Origin of the sequence: Pengzhenrongella sp. (genome assembly GCF_036565025.1) — a bacterium.
GTDB lineage: Bacteria > Actinomycetota > Actinomycetes > Actinomycetales > Cellulomonadaceae > Pengzhenrongella.
The window spans coordinates 1-25,068 of sequence record NZ_DATCNW010000367.1 but is presented as its reverse complement, the minus strand read 5'-3'; the positions used below and the strand labels follow the sequence as shown (position 1 = coordinate 25,068).

Genomic DNA, 25,068 nt, shown 5'->3' with positions numbered 1-25,068 from the left:
CCGCTGCTCGCTGGGCTCGACCGGGCGTCGCCCGCCGAGGCCGATGGGACCCCCGCGGCCGACGCCGGTAGGCCGGCCGAGACCGAATCCGCGCTGCGCTCCGCGCTGACGGCGCTGCTCACGGCCGCACCGCAGGACCAGCGACGGATCGTCGAGGCGGTCGTCGCGAGCGCTCGAACCCGCAGCGCCGAGCGGGTCGAGTACGCCAGGGTCGGTGACCTCGCGCGGGACTACCCGGGCGACGTCGCCATCGTGGCGTCGCTGTTCCTCAACTATCTGCACCTCGTCCCCGGCGACGCGGTGTTCGTGGGCGCCGGAATGATCCACTCCTACGTCCGCGGGCTCGGCGTGGAGCTGATGGCGACCTCCGACAACGTGCTTCGCGCGGGCCTGACCGCCAAGCACGTCGACACCCGCGAGCTGCTGCACCTGGTGGACTTCGCCCCCGGCGAGCCGGCGCGGCTGGACCCGGTCGCCGTCGGCGGGGGTGCCCGCCGCTACACGCCCCCGGTCGAGGACTTCGCGCTGTGGGTCCTGGCGCCCGAACTCGCCGAGGACGGGGGGCCGGCCGTCACCGTGCCCGGACCGCCGTCGGGCGCGCGAATCGCGCTGTGCTGCGCCGGGCTGGCGAGCGTGACGAGTGCGTCCGAACATCTCGAGCTGCGACCCGGTCAGGCCGCCTTCATCCCGGCCGGCGACGGACCGATCGACGTCTCGGCGTCGGGCACGGTCGTCGTCGCCTGCCAACCGTGAAATCCCACCCCCGCCCCACCGCAAGGAAGCTGGTCAACGATGACCCGAAGATCACGATCCGCGATGCGCACGTACGCCTCGCTCGGGCTGGCAGTGGCGCTGCTGGCGCCAGTGGTGGCAGCGCTCCCAGCGGGTGCTGCCAGCCCCGGCGAAAGCCAAGCACCAGGCACCCTGACCAACCTGGCGCACCTTGACTTCCTCGGCGACACGGTCACGCCGCCGGCGCAGGTCGGCCACACGACCTACAAGCTCGACCAGGATCCGGCGCTCGGCGTGCTCTGGACCTACGCCGACGCGCGTGACGGCGGGACGTTCGCGCGGGTCGGCGGCGGCCCGCACAACACGGACAACAACACCTGGGGCCAGGGGTCCTACAACGTGGACGACATCGCCCGGGCGGCCGTGGTGTACCTGCGGCACTGGAAGCTCGACGGCGACGAGCACAGCCGCGACCGCGCCTACCAGCTGCTGCGCACGGTCACCTACATGCAGACCTCGACCGGCGCCAACGCGGGCAACGTCGCCCTGTGGATGCAGCCGGACGGCTCGCTCAACCTCAGCCCGACCCCCGTGGAGCTGCCGAACCCGAGCGACTCCGCGGAGTCGTACTGGCTCGCGCGCTCGGTGTGGGCGCTCGGCGAGGGCTACGCCGCGTTCGCGAAGTCCGACCCGAAGTTCGCGTCGTTCCTGAGCGACCGGATCGACCTTGCCGTGGGCGCGCTCGGACGCCAGTCGCTCGGCCGGTACGGGCAGTGGGACGTCGCCGACGGCGCGAAGGTGCCCAGCTGGTTGATCGTGAACGGTTCGGACGCGACGGCGGAGGCCGTCATCGGGCTGTCCGCGTACGCCCAGGCGGCCCCGCCGTCGCAGGCCCGCACCGGGCGCGTCCGGACGGCCGTCGCGAAGTACTCCGAGGGCATCGCCGCGATGTCCAGCGGGAACACGACCAGCTGGCCGTACGGCGCGATCCTGCCGTGGACCCATTCACAATCGATGTGGCACGCCTGGGCCTCTCAGATGCCCGCCGCCCTGGCGCATGCGTCGCAGGCCCTCGCCAAACCCGCCCTGCTGGGCGCCGCGGTGAAGGACTCGGCGGAATTCACGCCCTACCTGCTCACCGCGACCGGCCCGATCAACGGGTGGCTGCCCTCGCCGAGCGACACGACGCAGATCGCCTACGGCGTCGACTCGCGCGTGCAGTCCCTGCTCGCCGTTGCTGACGCGGCCGGCAAGCCTGGCTTCGACCAGCTCGCGGGCATCACGGCGTCCTGGTACTTCGGGGCGAACCGCGCCGGGGCCGCGATGTACGACCCGGCAACCGGCGTCACGTTCGACGGGCTGAACGCCGACGGGGTCGTCAACCACAACTCCGGCGCCGAGTCGACGATCCACGGGCTGCTCTCCATGCTCGCGCTCGACGCCCGGCCCGACGTCGCGGCGACCGCGCAGTCCGCGACGTCCCTGGTGGACCAGAACGGCGTGCAGGTCGTCGAGGGCGAGACGGCCGTTCCGCACGGGGACGCCCACGCCGTGACGGCGACGTCGGCCTGGACCGGCGAGTCGCTCTGGCGCGGCGGGGCGTTCCTCGAGCTCGGAGCCGGCGGGCGTGGCGACTGGACCGTCGCTGCGGCCGACCAGCCGCGAATCGTGCAGCCCGTCGTCGACCTGGTGCCCGACGCCAGCTCCGCGCGGCTCGACTGGACGACCGGCCGGGGATCGCTGGGCCGGGTCGATACCGGTGCCGGCGGTGCGCAGGGCGTCACGGACGCGCCGGGGGCGTTGCGGCCGGTCAGCCTGCCGCGCGAGCTGCCGGCCGGTGCGACGGCGCTGAGCGTCACCGCGGCGGCCGGATCGACGGTCCCGGGACGGGTGGACACGCTGCTGCTCAAGCCGCGGGTCTCCCACCTGGTGCTCGGCGGACCGAACGGCGGCACGGCGCTCGTGCAGAACGCCGGGTCGGCCACCGAGGTCACCCGGCTCACGCTGCCGGGGAGCGGAGCCGCCGAGCTGCGGTCCTACGACAGCTCCGGTCGCCTACGCCTGACGGTCAAGACGACCGGCGCCACGATCAAGGTCACCGTCCTGGCCGGCGGCTTCACGGTAGCCACCCGCTGACCGCTGACCCGCTGACCCGCTGACCCGAAAAACCCGCAACGTCCGAGCGTTGACGTCCTATAGGACGTCAACGCTCGGACGTTCCGGGGTTGCGGGGGGGCTACTTCTTGTAGCCGTTGTTGGCGGCCAGGTCGGCGTCGATCGCTTTGGCTGCCTTGGTGAGGGCGGTCTGGGGGTCGGCGCCGTCCATGACCCCCGCGATGGCCAGCGAGACGTTCGCGCTGATCGTCGGGTACGCCGGCGTCAGCGGGCGGGTCACCGAGATGCAGCCGGTCGTGATCGGGCCGGCGCCGCAGGTCTTGGACAGCTGCCGGCCGAAGCGCTCGAGCGCCCCGCCCTTGCCGTACAGGGTCGACGCCGCGAGCACGTCGGTGCGCCCGGGCACGGCTCCGTTGGCGGTGCTGGTGCGCTCGACCTGGGCACGGCTGAGCAGGTAGTTGACGAAGACGCCCGCCGCGGCGCTGTGGGCCGAGTCCGCGCCCACCGCCCAGGTCCACGAGCCCTGGCCCGTCTTGGTCCCCAAGCCGAAGTCGGGCAGCGGCAGGACGACCAGGTCGTCCTTGAGCGCAGCGGCGTAGTCCGGGTAGACCCAGTGGCCGACCCAGGAGAGCGCGGTCCGACCCGACGTGAAGGACTTGTCGTCGGTGTTCTTCTCGACGTACGTGCGCCACTGGCTCAGCTGGGTGATCGCGCGCACGCTGGCCGGCCCGTCCAGGACACCGCCGGCGATACCGGTCCGACGGTCGATCAGGTCACCCCCCGCGGACCAGATCGCCGGCGCGAACCCGTACGTCAGCCATTCCCCGCCGCCGTAGTTGTTCTTCAGGTCGAGCACCAGATGGTCGCTGTCGTGCTTCGCGAGCGCGGCCAGTGCCGCGGTGAACTGCGCCGTCGTCCAGCTGTCGTCGAGGGCGGTCGGGTACTTCACGCCGGCGGCGTCGAGCAGGCGCTTGTTGCCGTACAGACCCAGGCCGGAGTCGAAGGCCCCGGCTCCGACGAGTCGGCCGTCGACGGTCCCCTGTGCGATCAGCGAGGGCAGCAGTGCCGCGACCGTCTTTTTCGGCAGCACGGTGTTGAGGTCCACCAGGGTGCCCTGGTAGTTGAAGCTGGCCAATGTCGGGCCGTCGAGCTCGATGACGTCCGGCAGCGTTCCCGCCGCGACAGCCGACTGCAGCAGCCCGTTGTAGTCGCCCTCCTGGACCACGCGCAGCTTCACGTTCACGTGACCCTTCTGGGCGACGTTGAAGTCCTTGGCCTGCGCCTTGATGGTCTCCTGCTCGGCACCCGAACCCGAGTGCACCCAGGCGTCGATCGTCGTGGCGGGCACCACCTTGGGCAGCGCGGACGCGCACCCGGTGAGCAGGGCGGAGGCGGCGAGGAGGCCGGTCAGGAGGGCAGCTTGTGCCTGGACGCGTCGTCGGGTCCGCATGGCATTTCTCTCTCGGTGCTGGGTCAGTTGGTCACCGGTGCGTATCGGCGCACCGACGACGGAACTGAGCCGAATCGGCTCGCGATCGCACTGACCCAACCCGTCCGGACACTCAACAGGACCGGCTCCCCGCCGATGAAAAGGGCAACGAACGGAGGGGAGCGAGCATGCGCGGTCGCGCTATGCGTCTCACCTCCATCCTCGTCGCGGCGATGCTGGCGGCCGTCGGGCTCACCTCGGGATGGGCCGTGCTCTCGATCCGGTCCGCGGTGATCGAGATGGCCTCCGCCTCGGAGACGCTCCAGACGTACGCCCAGCTCCAGCGCGCCGTCGCCGGTGAGGCCTTTGCCGAAGCGAGCTACCGACGGGCTCCCGGGGTGGCGGCACGGGCGCGGATCGACACGGCGCTCCTCGAAGTGACCCGCGCGGTGGGGAGCGTGCGAGCTGTCGGTGGTGAGAAGGACCGGGCCGTGCTGTCCTACGTGACGCTGACGAACGCCCGGTACGTGGCCGAGCTCACCGAAGATCTGAACAACCCCCGGCGCCTGGGCGACGACCGCGTCGCGGGTCCGGCCCTCGACCTGATCCAGCGGCTGCTCGACGGCGCCATCGCCGGTCACCGAATCCAGGTGACGACGGCGCGCGACCGGCAGCTCGCCCTCACCCGGACCCTGATCGTGGTGTTCCCGCTGGTCATCGGGTCATCCTTCCTCGGCCTGGGCCTGTGCTGGCGCATCCTGCTGCGCGACCAGAGGCTGCTCAGCGCCACGGCCGCGAGTAACGAGCACGACTCCCTGCACGATGCCCTGACCGGGCTGGCGAACCGGCGGAAGTTCCACGGCGAGCTCGCCGTCGCCCTGGCCCGGACGGGGGCGGACACGACCACCGTGCTGTTCCTCGACCTGGACGGCTTCAAGGAGGTCAACGACAGCCTCGGGCACGATGCCGGCGACCAGCTGCTGGTCGCCGTCGGGCAGACGTTGACGGCCAGCGTCCGTGGCGACCTCGTCGCGCGTCTCGGCGGCGACGAGTTCGCGATCCTGCTCCAGCCGGGTACGCACCCCGAGGAGGTCGCCACGCGTATCCTCGCGGCCCTGACGATTCCGATCCCCCTCGAAGACCACGATCCGGTGACCGCCTCGGCCAGCATCGGCATCGCGAGTGCCCCGGCGGACGGCACCGAAGCCCGCGATCTGCTGCGCAGCGCCGACGCCGCGCTGTACTGCGCGAAGCAGGCCGGCAAGGGAGTGTGGTCCCGGGTGCAGCCCGCGATCCTCGGGGAGAATGCCCCGCGGTTCTCACAGCGCGACCCCATCGGGCGTGCGCGCACTGTTCCGCAGAGGTAACACCGGGCAACCGCCCCGGAAACACCCGTTTCCTAGCGTCTAGGGCACAGCACTCACCACCCCGCCGAGCCTGGAGACCCCGCGATGACCCCGCCTGAAACAATGTCCCCGTCAGACCCGGCCGGACCGGCCACCGTGACGCAGTCCGCGCCCGACACGTTCCTCGCCCCCGCGGGTCACCACCGCGCCGGCCGCTGGATCGACAACTGGGACCCCGAGGACAAGACCTTCTGGAACGACGGCGGGCGCCGCATCGCCCAGCGCAACCTGATCCCGTCGATCTTCGCGGAGTTCCTGGGCTTCGCGGTGTGGGCGTCCTGGAGCATCGTCGTCCCGCAGCTCGCCGCTGTCGGCTTCGTGCTCAGCGTCGACCAGCAGTTCTGGCTGATCGCCGTGCCCAGCCTCGTCGGGGCGACCCTGCGCCTGCCATACACCTTCGCGGTGCCGCTGTTCGGCGGGCGCAACTGGACCATTGTGAGTGCCCTGCTGCTCCTGCTCCCCGCGAGCGCGCTGGCCTTCGTGGTGTCCCGACCGGAGACGACGACATTCCCGATGCTCCTCGGCGTCGCCGCGCTCGCCGGCCTCGGCGGTGGCAACTTCGCCTCCTCGATGGCGAACATCTCCTTCTTCTATCCCGAGAAGGAGAAGGGCAAGGCGCTCGGCCTCAACGCGGCCGGCGGCAACCTCGGCACGGCCGCGGTCCAGTTCGCGGTCCCGCTGGTCATCGTCTCCGCCGCAGGCCTGCAGCTCGGGCGAGCCGGGCTGATGTTCATCCCGTTGATCGCCCTCGCAGCGTTCCTGGCGTGGAAGTTCATGGACAACCTCACCACGGCCAAGGCCGACTTCCGGGCGTTCGGGGCTGCCGTGCACAACCGGCACACCTGGATCATCTCGTTCCTGTACATCGGCACCTTCGGCTCGTTCATCGGGTACGCCGGCGCCTTCCCGACCCTGCTGAAGTCCCAGTTCCCGGAGGTCACGATCTCCATCGCGTTCGCCGGTGCGCTGGTCGGGTCCCTGGCCCGCCCGCTCGGCGGGATCATCGCGGACCGCTGGGGCGGCGCCCGGGTCACCATCGCGTCCTTCATCGTGATGGCGGCCGCCGCGAGCAGCGCCGTGATGGCCCTGCGCGAGGCCAGCTTCGGGCTGTTCCTCGGGTCCTTCCTGGTGCTCTTCGTGGCGACCGGCGCCGGCAACGGCGCGACCTACCGGATGATCCCCGCGGTCTTCCGGGTCGGGGCGACCACCCCGGAGCGCGCCGCGACAGCCCGCAAGGCCGCCGCGGGCTGCATCGGGATCGCGGGCGCGATCGGGGCGCTGGGCGGGTTCCTGATCCCCCGCGGGTTCGCCATCTCGACCACCGCCACCGGCACCCTCCAGCCCGCGCTGTGGGCGTACGTGGGGATGTACCTGGTGATGGCCGTCGTCACGTGGTCCGTGTACCGCCGCCGCGGCGCCGCCATGAGCACCGCGGGTATCTGAGTGACCGGCGGCATCGCGACGCACTGCCCGTACTGCGCGCTGCAGTGCGCGATGTCGCTGACCCCACCCGACGACGCGGCCCGCGCCGTGAGCGCACCGCTCACGGTCGCGGGCCGCGACTTCCCCACCAACCGCGGCGGCCTGTGCCAGAAGGGCTGGACCAGCGCCCAGGTGCTCGGCGCGCCGGACCGGCTCACCTCCCCGCTGCTGCGCGGGGCCGACGGCGAGCTGCACCCGGCCACCTGGGACGAGGCGCTCGACCACGTCGCGGACCGGCTCACCGCGCTGCGCGACGAGCACGGACCGGGCGCGGTCGCCGTGTTCGGCGGCGGTGGGCTCACGAACGAGAAGGCGTACGCGCTGGGCAAATTCGCCCGGGTCGTGCTGCGCACCCCGTTCATCGACTACAACGGCCGGTTCTGCATGGCGAGCGCGGCCGCGGGCGCCAACCGGGCGTTCGGCGTCGACCGCGGGCTGCCGTTCCCGCTCGCCGATCTCGGTGGGGCCGACGCGATCCTGCTGCTCGGCAGCAACGTGGCCGAGACGATGCCGCCGTCCTCCGCGCACCTCGCGGCGGCGCGCGCCGCCGGCGGGCTCGTCGTCGTCGACCCCCGGCACTCCTCGACCGCCGCCCTGACCGACGACGGCGCGGGCGTGCACCTGCAGGCCGTGCCCGGCACCGACCTCGTCGTGCTGCTCGCCCTGCTGCACGTGATCTGGGCCGAGGGCCTCGCGGACACCGCCTACCTGGCGATGAGGACCACGGGCGCCGACGACGTGCGGCGCAGCGTCGCCGCGTGGTGGCCCGAGCGCGCCGAGCAGGTGTGCGGCGTGCCGGCCGACGACCTGCGCCGGGTCGCCCGGCTGCTCGCCGCGGCCTCCCCCGCGGGCGGCGGGCACGGCGCGTTCGTGCTCACCGGGCGCGGCGCCGAGCAGAGCACGCAGGGCACCGCGACCGTCGGTGCCGCGATCAACCTCGCGCTCGCCCTGGGCCTCCCCGGACGCCTCGGCAGCGGCTACGGCGCGATCACCGGCCAGGGCAACGGCCAGGGCGGCCGCGAGCACGGACAGAAGTCCGACCAGCTGCCCGGCTACCGTAAGATCGACGACCCCGCCGCGCGCGCGCACGTCGCCGCGGTGTGGGGCGTCGACCCCGACGACCTGCCGGGCCCCGGCGTCCCCGCCGTCGAGCTGCTCCGCCGCCTCGGCACCCCGGACGGGCCGAAGGCGCTGCTCGTGCACGGTTCCAACCTGGTGGTCAGCGCACCCGACGCAGGCCGGGTCCGCGAGCGCCTGGCCTCACTCGACCTGCTCGTGGTCTGCGACCTGGTGCCGTCCGAGACCTCGCGCCTGGCCGACGTCGTCCTGCCCGTCACCCAGTGGGCCGAGGAAGAAGGCACCATGACCTCTCTCGAAGGGCGCGTGCTGCGCCGCCGCCGCGCGCTGACACCGCCGCCCGGGGTCCGCTCCGAGCTGGAGATCTTCCACGACCTCGCCGCGCGCCTCGGTGTCGACCGGGGCTTCCCGACCGACCCGGCCGAGGTGTTCGACGAGCTCGCGCGGGCCAGCGAGGGCGGGATCGCGGACTACAGCGGCCTGAGCCACGCCCGCCTCGACGCCGACGAGACCGGACTGTTCTGGCCGTGCCCCGCCGTGCCCGACGGCGCCGAGCCGCACCCCGGCACGCCGCGGCTGTTCGCGGACCGCTTCGGGACCCCGGACGGCCGGGCCCGGATGGTCGCCGCCGACCACCACGGCCCGTCGGACGACCTGCGCCCGGACGCGCCCGTATACCTGATCACCGGCCGGGTGCTCCAGCACTACCAGTCCGGCGCGCAGACCCGCCGCGTGCCCGCGCTGGCTCGTGCGCAGCCCGAGCCGTACGCCGAGATCCACCCGCTGCTCGCGGACCGGATCGGGGTCGAGAACGGCGACCTGGTGCAGATCACCTCCGCGCGCGGCACCGCGGTCGCCGTCGCGCACGTGACGGCGTCGATGCGCACCGACGCGGTCTTCATGCCGTTCCACTGGTCCGGGCCGGGCAGCGCGAACCTGCTCACCACCGACGCGACCGACCCGATCTCCGGGATGCCGGAGTTCAAGGTCTGCGCGGTCGACATCCGGGCGGCACTCGACGTGCCGGGCGGGCTGCGCGCCCCGCGGCAGGCGGTGGCCCGATGACCCGCGTCGTGGTGATCGGGAACGGGATGGTCGGTTCCCGGTTCGTGGACGAGCTGCTGCGCACCGACGAGCGCTTCGAGGTCACCGTCCTGGGCGCCGAGGAGTACGAGCCGTACAACAGGGTGCTGCTCAGCGAGGTCGTGGCCGGCAAGGTCGACGTCGCGTCGCTCACCCTGCCGCGCGTTGGCCTGCGCGGGGTCCAGGTCCTCTCGGGCGTCGTCGCGGCGTCCATCGACCGCTCCGAACGCACCATCACGAGCACCGACGGGCAGGAGTTCGGGTACGACGTGCTCGTGCTCGCGACCGGCGCGCGGGCCCGGGTGCCCGAGCTCGCGGGGCTCACCGCGGACGGCATCGCCGACGAGGACGCCACCGACGCCCTGCCGGCGGGCGTGCACGCGCTGCGCACCCTGGACGACGCCCGCGAGATCGTCGCCGCGACGGTCAACGCGCGGCGCGCCGTCGTGCTGGGTGCCGGCGTGCTCGGCCTGGAGGCCGCGTGCGGGCTCGCGCGGCGCGGGCTGAACGTCACCGTCGTGCACCGCGGCAGCCACGTCATGGACCGCCAGCTCGACACCGACGCGGCGGCTGCCGTCACCCACGGGCTGCGACGCCTGGGCATCGACCACCGGGTCGGTGCGGCGACCGAGGAGGTGCTCGTCTCGGGCGGGCGGCTGAGCGGCGTCCGCCTGGCCGACGGCGAGCGGCTGCCGGCAGACCTGCTGGTCCTCACCGCAGGCACGATCCCGCAGACGGGCCTCGCCGAACGGGCGGGGCTCGAGGTGGACCGGGGCGTCGTCGTCGGGGCGGACTGCGCGACCTCGGACCGGGCGGTCTATGCGATCGGCGACTGCGCGCAGCCGCCCGAGGGCGGCACCGGACTGATCGCGCAGGGCTGGGACCAGGCCCGACGCCTCGCCGGGCACCTGGCCGACGCGGGTTCCGTGGACCACGCGCACGACACACCGATGATGTACGGCACGGACGTCGTGCGGGTCAAGGCGCACGGGCTCGAGATCGTCGCGATGGGCGCGCGGATCCCGCCGCAGGGACCGCACGCCCCGCATCGCACGATCCGGCTCAGCGACCCGGCCATCGGCCGCCACGTCGAGATCGTGGTGTCCGACGGCGTCGTCGTCGGCGCGACCTGTGTCGGCGCGAGCGCGCTCGGCGCGGACCTGACCACGGCGTACACCCGGCGCACCCCGACGCCCGCGGACCCGGCCCAACTGCTGTTCAAACCGGTGCGAGGAGCCGCGACCTCGGCCGGCGCCGAGCCCTCCCCCACCCTCATGCCGGACCGCGCGACGGTCTGCCGCTGCAACGGCGTCACCAAGGGCGACCTGGTGACGAGCTGGCGCGGCGGCGCCCGGTCCCTGGACGCCATCGCGACCGCGACCCGCGCAACCACGGGCTGCGGAGGCTGCAAGGACTCGGTGTGCGGGCTGCTCGAGTGGCTCGAGCGCAGCGATCCGTCGAACGAGGGCGGCGAGGGTGCTGACGGCGGCACGAGTGGCACGGGTGGCACGGCGTCCGAGGGTTCGGGCTCGCCGAATCCGACCGACGCTCCCGCCACCATCCCCACCCCCGCCCGCAACAACTCCCTGGTCCCCTGACCTGACTGCTGCACCCTTGTCCCCTGGTCCCCTGGTCCCGACCCCTGCCCCCAACCGCGTCCACGCCCGCGAGTGCGGGGAATCGGCTGTCTAATAGCCGTTTCAGGCAGCCGATTCCCCGCACTCGCGTGCTCCAGTGGTCCTCAGGACCCTTGACGGGTGGGCGGATCGGGTTCGTGTGTTGACTTCCGCGGCGGCCTGGCGACATACTGCCGGAAGTCCTTGAAACGATTCATGCCGTCCGTTCAGGAGTCAGAACCATGACCAGCCCCGCAGCCACCGACCTCGTGGCCCGCTCGAACCGCCTCGGTGCCGATCCGAAGAACACCAACTTCGCGGGCGGCAACACGTCCGCGAAGGGCACCGAGACGGACCCGGTGACTGGTGAGGCAGTCGAGCTGCTCTGGGTGAAGGGATCCGGGGGCGACCTCGGCACGCTCACCGCCGCCGGCCTCGCGGTGCTCCGCCTGGACCGGCTGCGGGCGCTCGCCAAGGTCTATCCGGGCCTGGACCGCGAGGACGAGATGGTCGCCGCGTTCGACTACACGCTGCACGGCAAGGGCGGTGCGGCGCCCTCGATCGACACCGCGATGCACGGCCTCATCGACGCGGCGCACGTGGACCACCTGCACCCCGACTCCGGCATCGCGATCGCGACCGCAGCCGACGGCGAGGCGCTCACGACGACGATCTTCGGTGACCGCGTGCTCTGGGTCCCGTGGCGCCGGCCTGGCTTCCAGCTGGGCCTGGACATCGCCGCGCTGAAGGACGCGAACCCGTCCGCGATCGGCTGCATCCTCGGCGGCCACGGCATCACCGCATGGGGCGCCACGAGCGAGGAGTCCGAGGCCAACTCGCTGTGGATCATCGATACGGCCGCCGCCTACCTCGCCGCGAACTCCAGGCCCGAGCCGTTCGGCGCCGCGCTCCCGGGCTACGGCCCGCTCCCGCAGACCGAGCGCCGCGCGAAGGCCGCCGCCCTCGCACCGACGATCCGCGGCCTCGTCTCCACGGACCGCGCCCAGGTCGGCCACTTCATCGACGCGCCCGAGGTGCTGGACTTCCTGTTCCGCGCCGAGCACCCGCGCCTGGCCGCGCTCGGCACGAGCTGCCCGGACCACTTCCTGCGCACCAAGGTCAAGCCACTCGTGCTCGACCTGCCCGGCGACGCGCCCGTCGCCGAGACGATCGACCGCCTGGTCGAGCTGCACGCCACCTACCGGTCCGAGTACCGGGCGTACTACGACCGCAACGCCGGCGCGGACTCCCCCGCGATCCGCGGCGCCGACCCGCTGATCGTCCTGGTGCCCGGCGTGGGCATGTTCAGCTACGGCGCGACCAAGCAGACCGCGCGCGTCGCCGGCGAGTTCTACCTCAACGCGATCAATGTGATGCGCGGCGCCGAGGGCGTCAGCACCTACGCGCCGATCGACGAGGCGGAGAAGTTCCGCATCGAGTACTGGGCGCTGGAGGAGGCGAAGCTCGCCCGCTTGCCCAGGCCGAAGCCGCTCGCGACCCGGATCGCGCTGGTGACCGGGGCGGCGTCGGGCATCGGCAAGGCGATCGCCACCCGGCTCGCGGCCGAGGGCGCGTGCGTCGTGATCGCCGACCTCGACCTCGCCAAGGCGCAAGCCGCCGCGGCCGAGATCGGCACGGCCGACGTCGCCATCGGCATCCAGGCGAACGTCACCGACGAGGCCCAGGTGCAGGGTGCGGTCGACACCGCCGTGCTCGCGTTCGGCGGCCTGGACCTGGTGGTGAACAACGCGGGGCTGTCCCTGAGCAAGTCCCTGCTCGAGACGACCGTCGCCGACTGGGACCTGCAGCACGACGTGATGGCCAAGGGCTCCTTCCTGATCTCCCGGGCCGCGGCCCGCGTGCTGATCGCCCAGAAGCTCGGCGGCGACATCGTCTACATCTCCTCGAAGAACTCCGTCTTCGCCGGGCCGAACAACATCGCGTACTCCGCGACCAAGGCCGACCAGGCCCACCAGGTGCGGCTGCTCGCCGCCGAGCTCGGCGAGCACGGCGTGAAGGTCAACGGCATCAACCCCGACGGCGTCGTGCGCGGCTCGGGCATCTTCGCCGGCGGCTGGGGCGCCAAGCGCGCCGCGGTGTACGGCGTCGCCGAGGAGGACCTCGGCACCTACTACGCCCAGCGCACCCTGCTCAAGCGCGAGGTCCTCCCCGAGAACGTCGCCAACGCCGTCTTCGTCCTGTGCTCCGCAGACCTGTCCCACACCACCGGCCTGCACATCCCCGTCGACGCCGGCGTAGCCGCAGCCTTCCTCCGCTGACCAACCGTCAGACCGAGCGCGCTCCCTGGGGCGCGCTCGGTCTGACACATCCTCGGGCCAGCACGTTGTCAGACCCCGCGCGGTCCCTGGGGCGCGCTGCGTCTGACAGTTCGGTCTCTTCGTGACCATGGAACGGCAGGGGTTTCGCGCCGAGGATCACACGGGGAGGCGAGGGACGACGACCTCCCCGGTGGCCCTGCCCTCCGTGTCCAGCAGCCAGCCCACCCGCTTGGGGTAGTTCAGGGCGATGGTGCTCTCCACCAGCGCGATGGCCGGAACACGCTCCGCGATGGCGAGCTCGGACGCCATCACGTCGGCGACCGACCGCAGCCACATCACGAAGGTGAAGTTCGTCGTGCCGGTGGTGGAGGCGCAGAGCCGGAGGTTGCGGAAGGTCAGGAGCGCCTCGGCGGCATTCTCATGCTGCCCCGCCGGCACGTTGGCGAACCACTGGCAGCTGACCGGATAGCCGGAGTAGTGCTGCGCCATCTCGCAACGGAAAGAAACCAGGTCACTGGCCAGAATGTTGTTCAGCCGCCGGCTGGCGGTCGTGGGGTGAACCCCGATCTCCTTGGCGATGTCGGCCGCGCTCGCCCGCCCGTCGCGCATCAGGATCCGCACCACGTCCCAGTACTCCGCGGGCCACGACGCCGCAGACTGCGACGTGCGCGGCCGGAGCGCTTCGAGATCGGCCTGCTGCCTCTTGTCGAGAACGTTCAGGCGCCAACGATGACCCTCCGCATGAAGTCGCGTGCACATGGACGCCTGGTACTTGGTGACTCCCGCGATTCCGGCGAGCCGGGGAACGACGGTCTGCCCCAGGACAGCGAGCGAGGACGTCTGGACGATCAGCATCAGGTCGCGATTTCGGGCCGACTCCACCACCGAGACAACTTCAGGCATGGCGCATACCGAATCGATGACGGCTGAGCGCCGATCGAGGGTGCATTCGATATCGAAGAAGGAAAGAGACAACTCCATGCCCGGGCTGATCGGGTTGGCTGTCACCCAAGCGAGGCCCGACTGACGAAGGCGATCCCATCGCGTGGCCAACGTCGTCGGGTGGGACCCCAGGATCTCGGCGGCATCGGTCCAGCTCACCCGCGGCGCGATCTGGAGTGCGTGAATCAGCGCAAGATTCTCTTCGGAGACCTCCATCCGACCTCACCTCCTGCAGCAAATTTCAGTCTGTGAACCGTAGCACGCACGTTTCCGCGAACATTGAAGCCCGTTCGCATGCGAGACGCACACTGTGTCACCGCCGTTCGAAAGTTCAACGAAGGAGGATCCGTGTCCGTACTCGAGGACGCCCGTGGAATTTCGGCCGAGCTCAGCCGGTTTCGACACGACCTGCACAGGGAGCCAGAAATTGGTCTCCACCTGCCCCGCACCCAGGAGAAGATCCTGGGCAATCTTGATGATCTCCCGCTCGAGATCACACTCGGGAAGAACACCACCTCGGTCGGGGCCGTCCTGCGGGGCGACCGCCATGATCCGTTGCAGGGCGGCCGGCCCGTGGTCCTGTTGCGGGCCGACATGGACGCCCTGCCCGTGCAGGAACGCACCGGTGTGGATTTCACGTCCCGCTTCGACGGGGCCATGCATGCGTGCGGTCACGATCTGCACACGGCGATGCTGGCCGGCGCGGCGCGCTTGCTGACGGAGCGTCGGCACCGCCTCGCGGGGGATGTCGTGTTCATGTTCCAGCCGGGGGAAGAGGGCTGCAATGGCGCCGGAATCATGCTTGACGAGGGCATTCTCGACCTTGCCGGAAGGCGCACCGACGCGGCGTACGGCATACACGTCTTTGCCGGCTTGACCGAGCACGGACGTTTCCTGACGAAACCCGGAATCATGATGTCCGCCGCGGACACCCTCATCGTCACGGTCCAAGGGGCCGGCGGCCACGGTTCCGCTCCGCACACCGCGAAAGACCCGGTCACCGTCGTCGCCGAGATGATCACGGCATTGCAGATCGCCGTCACCCGGCAGTTCGACGTCTTCGATCCGATTGTCATCAGCGTGGGCCTGCTGCGTGCCGGCTCCGCGTCGAACATCATCTCCGACACCGCCTATTTCGAGGCCACGGTCAGAACCTTCTCGACCGCCTCTCGCGAACGCATCCGGGAGGCTGCTCCACGCCTCCTGTCCAACATCGCGGCCGCTCATGGAGTCGAGGTGGATGTCGAGTACCGCGACCGAAACCCGGCAACGGTCAACGATGCCGACGAGGCATTCTTCGCCGAGGGCATCGTCGCCGAGCTCTTCGGACAGGACCGAAGCGTGCGCCTGACGCAGCCAATCAGCGCATCCGAGGACTTCTCCCGGGTGCTCGACGCCGTGCCGGGCACCTTCATCGGCCTCGGTGCGGTGGCCCCGGGCTCCGATCCTTCGACGACGCCCTTCAACCACTCACCCTTCGCGACGTTCGATGATCGGGTGCTCGCCGACGGCGCGGCGCTCTACGCGGAACTCGCTGAGGTCCGCCTCGCACAGCTAGCGACGAACAGCCGAACCGGTCGACCCAGCCACGAAGACTCACGAGCGAAAGTGGAACGATGAACCCGAGCACAGCCGTCACCACTCGCCCGGCACCTTCCCCTGAGCAACGCCGCCAGAACCGGCGCGCCCTGCTCGGCGCGGGCGTCGGGAATGCCCTGGAATGGTACGACTGGAACGTCTACGCGTCGTTCACGGTCTTCCTCGCATCCCAGCTCTTCAACAACGCCGACCCGACCTCGGCAATCCTGTCGGTCCTGGCAATTTTTGCTGTCGGCTTCGTCGCACGCCCGTTCGGCGGCCTGGTGTTCGGTTGGATAGCCGACCGCCGGGGCCGCAAGTTCTCGATGGTGCTCGCCGTCGGCCTCGCCTCTCTCGGCAGCCTGCTGATCGCCGTCGCCCCGACGTTCGAAACCGCGGGGATTCTCGCCTCGGTGATTCTCCTGAGCGCGCGGCTGATTCAGGGACTGGCGCATGGCGGGGAGCTGCCGTCCGCGCAGACCTACCTCTCGGAGGCCGCACCCAGACACAAGCGCGGCCTGTGGTCCAGCCTGATCTACATCTCCGGTACCTGCGGAATCCTCTTCGGTCAGCTGCTCGGCGCCGTGCTGACCTCGACGCTCTCCGAGGAAGCCATGAACTCCTACGGCTGGCGCATCCCGTTCCTGGTGGGGGCGGTCCTGGGGCTCTTCGCCTTCTACATTCGCCGACGGATGGCCGAGTCCGAGATCTATGAGCAGACGGCGTCCGAGGGAAAGACCCGCGAGCGGCTTTGGCCGCAGCTCGTCAAGTACCGCAGGTCCGCACTCCAGGTCGTAGGGATGACGCTGGGCATCACGGTCGCCTATTACGTCTGGGCAGTCAGTGCGGCGTCCTATGCGGCCACACATCTGGGGATCGATCCCCAGGAGGCTCTCTGGTCGGGTGTCGTCGGGAGCCTGGTATTCATCGTGGCCCTTCCGCTGTGGGGTGCGCTCTCCGACAAGATCGGCCGCAGACCCGTCCTCCTGGTCGGCACGGTGGGCACGGGGCTGCTCTTCCTCCCCATGACCTCGCTCATGCGGGACGGCACCTGGTTCGTGCTCTCGCTGGGCATCATGCTGATCTTCTTGGCCGCCTTTCTCTCCATCAGTCCGGCCGTCTACTCGGAAATATTTCCCACGAGTGTCCGCACGATCGGGGTCGGCGTCCCCTACGCCCTCTGCGTCGCTCTGTTCGGCGGGACGGCGCCCTACCTTCAGACCTGGATGGCGACGACGTCGGGGGGCCAGAATCTCTTTCCCATCTACACGGTCGTCCTGTTGGCCGTCTCCACGCTGGCGGTTCTCACGCTGCCGGAGACCAGGGCGCGGGACCTCGGCGTAGAGCCGTCGAGCAGGTCGCGCGAGCTCTGACCGCAGCAGTCAGCGATGCCCTGCGCCCCGGTCCTGACCACGATCCGGTCGGGCTCGGGGCGCGGTTCTCGCTGGTCAGGACCTCGCCGCAGGGCTCGCCGATGGGCTGGTGACGACCCGGAACACCGGGAACTGGTCCGCGATCTGCTCGAAGTCGGCCAGCGGAGCGCGCCTGTCGACCGGCACGTGCGGCCTGGCCCCCGGCGCGAGGGCCAGGTACCGGCGCAGGATCGGCGCGCAGAGGTTCGGATCGACCTCCTCAAGGAGCACGTCCTGCCGGTTCCCGCGCCGGAGCACCGCTCGGCCGTCGGCCGCGCGCACGTTCTGGACCCAGTTCGCGTGGTTCCCGAGCATCGAGACCAGGTAGCGCTCGCCCTCGAAGTCGGCGAGCACCATCGGGAAGGAGAACACGCGGCCGCTCCGCCGACCAGGAACCTCCAGCGTCACCGCGCGTGCGGGCGAGAGCAGGCCGGACGCAAAATGGATCGCCGAGACGCGGTTCATCGCCCGCGCGATCGTCCCCGGTCGGCCGGTGCGATACAACCAACGCTGCCTCGCCGCGAACCACCGTCGCCGGATTCTTCGTCCCTGCTCACTCGGCTCGACGCTCACGATTCTGACCCTAGGCCCGCGCAGCGCGCCGGACCCGCCCTTTCGTCCCAGCCACCGGGCCGACGGCGAGTTCGCCGTTTTCAGTCGAGGTCGCCCGTTTCGATCGACGAACTCACGTCCGAACCGGCGAACTCGCGGCGGGTGGAGGCTGTGGCGCCGCCCCGACCAGGCCCGCGCCCGCGGCGCCGATCAGCCATGGACCGACGCGAGACCGCACCGAGCTGCGTGGCGATCGGGTCAGACCTGCAGCAGTCTTCGCGTGCGGGAATCGGCGACTCGCTCGTTGCGGCGCATGGTCATTGCGCGCCGCTGAGGCGGTCCCGCACCTGCGCACGGTCGACGCCCAGGGCATCGAGCAGGTCCGCGGCCGGGTCCGGGTGCTGCCGGGACAGCAGCACGAGCAGCACGTGGCGAACCCCCAACCGCTCACCATTCGCCTCCTCTCGGAGCGAGGTGAACGCGGCCCGCGCGGCGGGCGTCAGCCGGAGCCGCTCGCCCGCGCGTCCGGGGAGCACCGGCCCGTGGAACGTCGTGTCGATGCCCACCGAGGCCAGCGCCACGCCGTCGAGCGCCTCCAGAGCGGCGCGCGCTTCGGCCAGGGGCACACGCAGGGCCCGAGCGACATCGGACTCCGGGTCGACGAGCAAGGCCAGCAGGACGTGCTCGGTGCCCACTCGACGGTCCCCACGCCGCCGGGCCTCGGCGGTTGCGTCGAGGTACACCTGGCCCAGACCGAACCGCTGCTTCGTACTGAACATCGCGCTGCTCACTTTCCGTATCGCGCGTGGACCGACTGCCGGGTGATGCCGAGCGCATCGCCGATCTGCTGCCAGGCCCAGGCCTGGCGCCGGGCGACGGCAACCTGATTCGCCTCGACCTGCTCCGCGAGCCGGCGCAGCGCCAGGACCGCGCGGAAACCGATCGCAGGGTCGTCGGACGCCAGCGCGGCGGAGAGCTGATCGGAATCCATGCTGTCAGTCTAAACTGACACAGTACGAATCTGTCAAGTCAAACTGACAGACGTTCGCGAGTGCGCGACTTTGGCTGTTGAAATCGTCCGATCAGCAGCCAATATCGCGCACTCGCGAGCGTAACCGGGGAGTCGACGGAGTTCCGGCTCAGGCCTGGCTGGCGATCTGAATGAGGTTCCCGCACGTGTCGTCGAAGACCGCGGTGGTCACCGGCCCCATCGCGAGCGCCTGCTGGGTGAAGACGACGCCCAGGGCCTTGAGCCGGTCGACCTCGCCACGCACGTCGTCGACCGCGAAGGAGGTGAACGGGATCCCGTCCGCGACCAGCGCCTCCCTGAAGGGGCCGACGGCGGGATGATCGGACGGCTCCAGGACCAGCTCGACGCCGTCCGGCTCGGCGGGCGAGACGACCGTCAGCCAGCGGTGCTCGCCGAGCGGGATCTCCCGCTTCTTCACGAACCCGAGCGCGCCGGTGTAGAACGCCAGCGCCTTGTCCTGGTCGTCGACGAACACGCTGGTCAGATTGATTCTCATGGTGGTCCTTCTCTCGGGTCGATCGGCCATCGTTCGACGACGGCGCGCAGCGGGGTGGTGTCGAGGTCGTGGAACTTGTATCGGCCGACGCGGCGGGTACGCACCAGCCCTGCCGACTCGAGCACGTCGAGGTGCTGGGAGATCGCCTGCCGCGACGAGCCGAGACCGTGCTTGGTCGCGAGCCGCGCGCACAGCTCGAACAGGGTCTGACCGCTTCGTTCCGCGAGCTCGTCGAGGATGACGCGTCGCGTCGGATCGGCCAGAGCCTTGAACACGTCACCCACCGCTCGACCATAGGCAAGTGGTTACTTGCACGTCAAGAGTCTGAAGACGAATCCGCTCATCCCCGAGATCGAGAGCCTGTGCCGATCCGGAGCCTCAGACCGCTCCGCCGGTCCACCGGTACTCGACCTCCGGCCGCCCGGTGGCCCCGTACCGCGACCGCCGCACGCACAGCGCGGAGTCGGCCAGGTGCTCGAGGTACCGGCGCGCGGTCACCCGCGACGCCCCGACGACGGCGGCGACCTCCGCGGACGACATCGCCGCCGCGGAGGGCCGCAGCACCGCGACGACGGCGTCCAGCGACTCCCGGCTCATCCCCTTGGGCAGGCTCGTGGGATCGGCGCCGCGCAGCGTGGCGAGCATCCGGTCGACCTCGTGCTGCCCGGTCGCCACGTCCCCGGCGAGCTGGTCGCGGTACGCGGCGTACCGCTCGAGCTTGTCGCGCAGCGCGGCGAACGTGAACGGCTTGAGCAGGTACTGCACGACGCCCTGTGACACCGCGGCCCGCACCACCTCCAGGTCGCGGGCCGAGGTGACCGCGATGACGTCGGCGCGGTGCCCGGCCGCGCGCATCGCCCGCACGATGTCCAGTCCGTGCATCCCCGGCAGGTGCATGTCGAGCAGCAGCAGGTCGATCGCGGAGGCCGGGTCGGCCAGGGCTCGGATCGCCGCTGCGCCGTCGAGTGCGACGCCGCGCACCACGAAGCCCTGGACCCGCTCGACGTAGGCGCGGTGCGCTTCGGCGGCGATCGGCTCGTCCTCGACGACCAGCACGCCGATCTCGCGGCCCGCGCTCGGTTGACTCACTGGGCGACCTCCACAGCGAGCGGCAGCCGGACCGTGAACACGGCGCCGGGGTACTCCCCCGCGCCGTCCCGGCCGACCTCGACCGTCCCGCTGTGCCGGTGCGCGGCCTGGCCGACCAGCGCGAGCCCCAGACCGTGCCCGACGAGGCCACGGTCCGGCTTGGTCGACCAGCCGCGCGTGAACGCATTCGCGGCGGTCTCGTCGTCGAGCCCGGGGCCGGTGTCGGCGACCTGGAGCACGAGGGTGCTCGCGATCCCGCCGCCGTCGGACGCGGCGTCCTCGACCCAGCCGCTGAACCGCACCCCGCGCGGGCCGGGCGCGGACGCGGCCGCGTCGATCGCGTTGTCGAGCAGGTTCCCCACGACCGTGACCAGGTCGCGGGCCGCGATCACACCCTCGGGGACCGAGCTGGTCGGGTCGACCTCGAGGTCGACGCCGCGCTCGTTGGCCTCGGCGGCCTTGCCGAGCAGCAGCGCGGCGAGGACGGGCTCGTCGACGGCGCCGACGACGAGGTCGGTGAGCTTCTGGGCGGCCGCGAGCTCAGCCGTGGCGAACGTCAGCGCCTGGTCGGTGTGCCCCAGCTCGATCAGGCTGATCACGCTGTGCAGCCGGTTCGCGGCCTCGTGCGCCTGCGAGCGCAGGGCCTCGGCCAGCCCGCGCGCGGAGTCGAGCTCGCCGGTGAGCGCCTGCAGGTCGGTGTGGTCGCGCAGCGTGAGCACGGTGCCGAGCTCGCGCCCCTCCCACTGGGCGGGCGCCTGGTTGACGACGACGACCCGGTTCCAGGTCAGGTGGATCGCGTCGTCGACGCGCTGGCCGCCGACGAGCGCCGCCGCCATCGGCGCGGGCAGCCCGAGCTCGTCCAGCCGGCGCCCGGAGGCGTCGACGGGCAGATCGAGCAGCCGGCGGGCCTCGTCGTTGGCCAGCACGAGGCGGCCCTGGGTGTCGAGCAGGATCAGTCCTTCGCGCACCGCGTGCAGCACGGCGTCGTAGAACTCGTACATCCGGCCCAGCTCGTCCGGCCCGAGGCCGTGGGTCTGGCGGCGCAGCCGGCGCGCCACCAGCACGGCGCCACTCGCGGCAAGCAGGAGGGCGACGACCGCCGCCCCCAGCAATCGCGGCACCTGCTGGGCGAGGTCGCGCGAGATGGCGTCCCGGGTGACCCCGACGGCGACCAGGCCGAGCACCGGACCGCCGTCGGCCCGCACCGGTACGACGGCGCGCTCGGACGGGCCGAGCGTGCCCGCGTAGGTCTCGAGCACCACCCCGCCCGCGAGCGCGGGTGCGATGTGGCCGATGAACTTCTTGCCGATCTGGGCGGGCGTCGGGTGGGAGTAGCGCGTGCCGTCGGTCCCCATCACGACGACGAAGTCGGTCCCGGTGTCGAGGCGGACCTGCTCGGCATAGGGCTGCAGGACGGCGGACGGGTCCGGCGAGACCAGCGCGGAGCGGACCTCCGGGGCGTCGGCGACGCTGCGGGCGATGGCGAGCACGCGGTCCCGGGTGGAGTCCTGGCTGCTCTCGCGGGCCTGCAGGTACGCTGCCGCGCCGCCGGCCAGCACCACCACCGCCACGACTACCACCTGGAGCGCGAAAAGCTGCGCAGCCATGCTCCAGGTCCGGGGGTTCATGCGCCTGTGCATGGCACCAGTCTGCCCCGGACCGGGGGCACCTCGTGAACGCAATGAACGCAATGGTGACTTCGATCACAAAGCACGACAACCTCATGGAGATTTCGCTGCCAACCCCAGGAGGAACCCTGATGTCCAGCTCAACCGCAGCGTCGCGGCCGTCCACGCCGGCCGGCTCCCCGCCGCCGGCGTCGTCGCGCAAGCGCGACAAGACCCATTTCCTGTACATCGCCGTGATCGCCGCGGTGATCCTCGGCATCATCGTCGGCTTCGCCTTCCCCGGGAAGGACGGCTTCGCCGTCCAGCTCGCGCCGGTCGGCAAGGGCTTCGTGAGCCTCATCAAGATGATGATCACGCCGATCATCTTCTGCACCATCGTGCTCGGGATCGGCTCGGTCCGGAACGCGGCCAGCGTCGGCAAGGTCGGCGGACTGGCCCTGGGCTACTTCACCGTGATGTCGACGTTCGCGCTCGCGATCGGCCTCGTCGTGGGCAACCTGGTCAAGCCCGGCGCGGGGCTCGACCTCACCGCCGCCGTCGCCAAGACCGGCCACGCACAGGTCGTCGGCGGGGCCGAGTCGGCACCCGATTTCCTGCTCGGACTCATTCCGAACACGATGATCTCGGCGCTGACCGAGGGCAAGGTGCTGCAGACCCTGGTCGTCGCGCTGCTCGTCGGTTTCGCGCTGCAGTCCATGGGCACCAAGGGTGTCCCGGTGCTGCAGGGCGTCGCCGCCCTGCAGAAGGTCGTCTTCAAGGTCCTCGCGATGATCATGTGGGTGGCCCCGGTCGGCGCGTTCGGCGCCATCGCCGCCGTCGTCGGCGCGACCGGCACGGACGCGCTGATCAGCCTCGGCAAGGTGATGCTGGGCTTCTACGTCACATGCGCGCTGTTCATCGTGGTCGTGCTCGGCACGATCCTGCGCATCTCGACCGGCATCTCGATCTTCAAGCTGCTCAAGTACCTGGGCCGGGAGATCCTGCTCATCGTCTCGACGTCGTCGTCCGAGACGGCGCTGCCGCGGCTGATGGGCAAGATGGAGCACCTCGGCGTCTCACGCCCGGTGGTCGGCGTCGTGGTCCCGACGGGCTACTCGTTCAACCTCGACGGCACCGCGATCTACCTCACGATGGCGTCGCTGTTCGTCGCCGAGGCGATGAACAAGCCGCTCGCCCTCGGCGAGCAGATCTCCCTGCTGCTCTTCATGATCATCGCCTCCAAGGGCGCCGCCGGGGTCACCGGCGCGGGCCTGGCCACGCTGGCCGGCGGGCTCCAGTCCCACCGTCCCGAGCTGCTCGACGGCGTCGGGCTCATCGTGGGGATCGACCGGTTCATGAGCGAGGCACGCGCGGTCACCAACTTCACCGGCAACGCGGTCGCGACCGTACTGGTCGGCAGCTGGACCAACCAGCTCGACAAGGTGCAGGTCGCGAAGGTGCTCAGCGGGCAGGCACCGTTCGACGAGGAAGCGTTCGCGACCGGTGACGACCACAACGGTGGAGCCTGGGACGAGGCGCCGGCGCAGGACGCCGCCGCCCTGGTGCCGGCCGGGAAGAGCTGACACCCACCACGCACGACGCACGACGCACCACGCACCACGCACCACGCACGACGCACCACGGCAGGTGGCCGGCCGAGCCACCACCCCGCGTAACGTCCGAGCGCTGACGTCCTATAGGACGTCAGCGCTCGGACGTTGCGTTGCGTAACGGGGGGTGCGGGGATCCGCCGTGTCATCCCTCGTCCCGCAGGAGGGTTGCGACGAGCGCTCGAGCTCCGCGCTACTGGATGGATCGGCCGTAGTGCGCGATCTTGTCGTCCAGAACCATCAGCGCCGCGTCGGTTTGGCGTCGGCGTTCGAGCAGCTCGTCGCGCCGTCGCTGGAGGAACGCGACCCTGTCGTCCGCGCCGTGCTCGGATCGCAGCAGCTCGGTGAAGCGACGCAGGTCCGCGATGCCGAGCCCCGCGTCCCGCGTCCCGCGTCCCGCGTCCCGCAGGCAGGAGACGATGCCGATCCACGCGAGGTCGTCCTCGGAGTACCGCCGTTGGCCGCTCGACATGCGTCGCACCGGCCCGATGAGCCCTTCGTGCTCGTAGTAGCGCAGGGTGTCCAGCGACAACCCCGTCCGGTCCGCCGCCGACGCCGGTGTGTGGGCGTGGGTCTCGTCTACTGCCACGGTCTCAACTCATCTCGTTCAAGCGAGCCCACTGCTCGCCGTCCAGCCGCAGCTCGGCCGCAGCCATCGCCTCGCCCAGCTGTTCAACGCTGCTTACTCCCACGATGGGGGAGATTGCCTCCTGCATCAACCACGCCAGCACGACCTGATTGCGCGTCGACCCCGTCTCGTTCGCGATGTCGGACAGCACCTTGAGCCGTCGTTCGGTCCCGGGATGGTCATACGCCTCCGGCAAGGGGCGGTCGGCACGTGCGTACGCACCATTGAGCAACGGCGTGTACGCCCACATCGCGAGTCCAGGTTCTGTCGTGACGTAGTCGATGGCCTCCTGAGAAACGAGCACATGGCCTTGATCCGGCAACGCCGCGCCAGGCCGGGGTGACACGAAGGAATGGCGGAGCTGGAGAGCTGTCCAGCCTTCGACCCCCAGGTCCCGCGCCAGCGCGCGAGCCCGCTCGACCCGCCAGACCGCGTGGTTCGAGGCACCCAGCCGCTTCGCGACAGGGTCCGGGACTCGAGTCACATACTCGGCCTTAATCACCCAGGGCGTCGTCGACCGGCTCGATGCCCTCGTGCCCGGACGGTGACCCGGGATCGACTGGTGCGAGGGCCGGCGGACTCACCGTGGACCCGTCGACGGGCTGGGTGTAGCGCTGGGTGTAGCCAAAGTGCACCGGGGGTGCACGCTCGATACACCCAGCGCTACACCCACAACCGCAGTTCGGTCCCGAGCTCGCAGCACTCCATGCTCGCGAGTCCTCGCGAGGGTCGACGTCGGTCAGCGGGTGTGGGTCGGCGCCGATCTGTCAAGGGCCATGGGGATCTGCCCAGAGGCGGTCTTAAACCCTGCCCAGTGACGGTCACGAAAACTGCCCGGTGATGGCCATGAGATCTGCCCACTGCTGACCATCACCGGCCGGCTCGTCAGCTCAACGGACTCACCC

Annotated in this window: 20 protein-coding genes and 1 pseudogene; 10 read left to right on the top strand and 11 right to left on the bottom strand. The window is 70.9% G+C overall.

Going from position 1 to position 25,068, the window contains the following annotated elements; translation table 11 throughout:
* A pseudogene (locus tag VIM26_RS20985) lies at positions 1-753 on the top strand (mannose-6-phosphate isomerase, class I); the annotation flags it as partial.
* A gap of 39 nt (positions 754-792) precedes the next feature.
* On the top strand, positions 793-2,868 hold the full coding sequence (locus VIM26_RS20980; RefSeq protein WP_331954881.1) for a hypothetical protein: 2,076 nt from the start codon (positions 793-795) through the stop codon (positions 2,866-2,868).
* Positions 2,869-2,968: 100 nt separating this feature from the next.
* Here the strand turns inward: VIM26_RS20980 and VIM26_RS20975 are convergent, their stop codons facing one another.
* Positions 2,969-4,297, bottom strand: a complete 1,329-nt coding sequence (locus VIM26_RS20975) for an extracellular solute-binding protein (protein WP_331954879.1) — start codon at positions 4,295-4,297, stop codon at positions 2,969-2,971.
* Positions 4,298-4,479: 182 nt separating this feature from the next.
* On the opposite strand from VIM26_RS20975, the gene VIM26_RS20970 reads away from it, so the two are divergent.
* From VIM26_RS20970 to VIM26_RS20950, 5 genes are all read left to right on the top strand, one after another.
* Positions 4,480-5,643 (top strand): GGDEF domain-containing protein, encoded by a 1,164-nt coding sequence (locus VIM26_RS20970; protein ID WP_331954877.1) that lies wholly within the window; start codon positions 4,480-4,482, stop codon positions 5,641-5,643.
* A gap of 102 nt (positions 5,644-5,745) precedes the next feature.
* Positions 5,746-7,125: a nitrate/nitrite transporter gene (locus tag VIM26_RS20965; protein WP_331954875.1), complete on the top strand. Its 1,380-nt coding sequence runs from the start codon at positions 5,746-5,748 to the stop codon at positions 7,123-7,125.
* Positions 7,126-9,306, top strand: coding sequence for a molybdopterin oxidoreductase family protein (locus VIM26_RS20960; protein ID WP_331954873.1), 2,181 nt, complete (start codon positions 7,126-7,128; stop codon positions 9,304-9,306).
* Complete coding sequence (locus tag VIM26_RS20955) at positions 9,303-10,922, top strand: FAD-dependent oxidoreductase (RefSeq protein ID WP_331954871.1); 1,620 nt, start codon at positions 9,303-9,305, stop codon at positions 10,920-10,922. The genes VIM26_RS20960 and VIM26_RS20955 overlap by 4 nt, the downstream gene beginning before the upstream one ends.
* A gap of 260 nt (positions 10,923-11,182) precedes the next feature.
* Positions 11,183-13,219, top strand: coding sequence for a bifunctional aldolase/short-chain dehydrogenase (locus VIM26_RS20950; protein ID WP_331954869.1), 2,037 nt, complete (start codon positions 11,183-11,185; stop codon positions 13,217-13,219).
* A gap of 156 nt (positions 13,220-13,375) precedes the next feature.
* Here the strand turns inward: VIM26_RS20950 and VIM26_RS20945 are convergent, their stop codons facing one another.
* Positions 13,376-14,377 (bottom strand): Lrp/AsnC family transcriptional regulator, encoded by a 1,002-nt coding sequence (locus VIM26_RS20945; protein WP_331954867.1) that lies wholly within the window; start codon positions 14,375-14,377, stop codon positions 13,376-13,378.
* Between the two features lie 132 nt (positions 14,378-14,509).
* On the opposite strand from VIM26_RS20945, the gene VIM26_RS20940 reads away from it, so the two are divergent.
* Positions 14,510-15,781, top strand: a complete 1,272-nt coding sequence (locus VIM26_RS20940; protein ID WP_331954865.1) for a M20 family metallopeptidase — start codon at positions 14,510-14,512, stop codon at positions 15,779-15,781.
* The gene (locus tag VIM26_RS20935; protein WP_331954863.1) at positions 15,778-17,112 is read left to right on the top strand and encodes an MFS transporter; all 1,335 of its coding nucleotides are present in this window, start codon (positions 15,778-15,780) and stop codon (positions 17,110-17,112) included. The genes VIM26_RS20940 and VIM26_RS20935 overlap by 4 nt, the downstream gene beginning before the upstream one ends.
* Before the next feature lie 75 nt (positions 17,113-17,187).
* Here VIM26_RS20935 and VIM26_RS20930 read toward each other — a convergent pair whose 3' ends face one another.
* The 7 genes from VIM26_RS20930 to VIM26_RS20900 form a co-directional block, all read right to left on the bottom strand.
* Positions 17,188-17,616, bottom strand: a complete 429-nt coding sequence (locus VIM26_RS20930) for a nitroreductase family deazaflavin-dependent oxidoreductase (protein WP_331954861.1) — start codon at positions 17,614-17,616, stop codon at positions 17,188-17,190.
* Positions 17,617-18,020: 404 nt separating this feature from the next.
* Entirely contained in the window at positions 18,021-18,482 is a 462-nt protein-coding gene (locus VIM26_RS20925; RefSeq protein ID WP_331954859.1) for a Clp protease N-terminal domain-containing protein, read from the bottom strand.
* A gap of 8 nt (positions 18,483-18,490) precedes the next feature.
* Positions 18,491-18,694 carry a hypothetical protein gene (locus VIM26_RS20920; protein WP_331954857.1) on the bottom strand — a complete coding sequence of 68 codons (204 nt, stop codon included), beginning with the start codon at positions 18,692-18,694 and terminating at the stop codon, positions 18,491-18,493.
* 148 nt (positions 18,695-18,842) lie between these two features.
* A complete protein-coding gene (locus VIM26_RS20915) occupies positions 18,843-19,229 on the bottom strand; it encodes a VOC family protein (protein WP_331954855.1) in 387 nt (128 codons plus the stop codon).
* Positions 19,226-19,513, bottom strand: a complete 288-nt coding sequence (locus VIM26_RS20910) for a metalloregulator ArsR/SmtB family transcription factor (RefSeq protein WP_331954853.1) — start codon at positions 19,511-19,513, stop codon at positions 19,226-19,228. Before VIM26_RS20910 ends, VIM26_RS20915 begins: the two co-directional genes overlap by 4 nt.
* A gap of 94 nt (positions 19,514-19,607) precedes the next feature.
* On the bottom strand, positions 19,608-20,318 hold the full coding sequence (locus VIM26_RS20905; RefSeq protein ID WP_331954851.1) for a response regulator: 711 nt from the start codon (positions 20,316-20,318) through the stop codon (positions 19,608-19,610).
* Positions 20,315-21,925 carry a sensor histidine kinase gene (locus VIM26_RS20900; RefSeq protein ID WP_331954849.1) on the bottom strand — a complete coding sequence of 537 codons (1,611 nt, stop codon included), beginning with the start codon at positions 21,923-21,925 and terminating at the stop codon, positions 20,315-20,317. Before VIM26_RS20900 ends, VIM26_RS20905 begins: the two co-directional genes overlap by 4 nt.
* Before the next feature lie 152 nt (positions 21,926-22,077).
* Between VIM26_RS20900 and VIM26_RS20895 the strand changes: the two genes are divergently transcribed.
* Positions 22,078-23,508, top strand: coding sequence for a cation:dicarboxylate symporter family transporter (locus VIM26_RS20895; RefSeq protein ID WP_331954847.1), 1,431 nt, complete (start codon positions 22,078-22,080; stop codon positions 23,506-23,508).
* Positions 23,509-23,728: 220 nt separating this feature from the next.
* On the opposite strand, the gene VIM26_RS20890 is transcribed toward VIM26_RS20895, so the two are convergent.
* Both VIM26_RS20890 and VIM26_RS20885 read right to left on the bottom strand, forming a co-directional pair.
* Positions 23,729-24,124, bottom strand: coding sequence for a MerR family transcriptional regulator (locus VIM26_RS20890; RefSeq protein WP_331954845.1), 396 nt, complete (start codon positions 24,122-24,124; stop codon positions 23,729-23,731).
* Between the two features lie 4 nt (positions 24,125-24,128).
* On the bottom strand, positions 24,129-24,665 hold the full coding sequence (locus VIM26_RS20885; RefSeq protein WP_331954843.1) for an aldo/keto reductase: 537 nt from the start codon (positions 24,663-24,665) through the stop codon (positions 24,129-24,131).
* Positions 24,666-25,068 lie beyond the last annotated feature (403 nt).